Origin of the sequence: Nostoc sp. CCY0012 (assembly GCF_963920855.1) — a bacterium.
In the GTDB taxonomy this organism is placed as follows: Bacteria; Cyanobacteriota; Cyanobacteriia; order Cyanobacteriales; family Nostocaceae; genus Cyanocohniella.
Window position 1 is genome coordinate 1 of record NZ_CAWUDM010000265.1, and the last position, 278, is coordinate 278.

Sequence of the window (278 nt, forward strand, 5' to 3'; positions counted from 1 at the left end):
ACCTGTAGATGAAACACCTGTAGATGAAACACCTGTAGATGGTGAAACACCTGTAGATGGTGAAACACCTGTAGATGGTGAAATACCTGAAAATGAAATACCTGTAGATGGTGAAACACCTGTAGATGGTGAAACACCTGTAGATGAAACACCTGTAGATGAAACACCTGTAGATGAAACACCTGTAGATGGTGAAACACCTGTAAATGAAACACCTGAAAATGAAGCGCCACCTACAGATAACGCACTACCTGAAAACGAAGCGCCACCTACAGATA

General features: G+C 42.1%; 1 pseudogene. It reads left to right on the plus strand.

From position 1 onward, the window contains the following. Positions 1-278: pseudogene (locus ACM0OS_RS29075) on the plus strand (hypothetical protein); the annotation flags it as partial.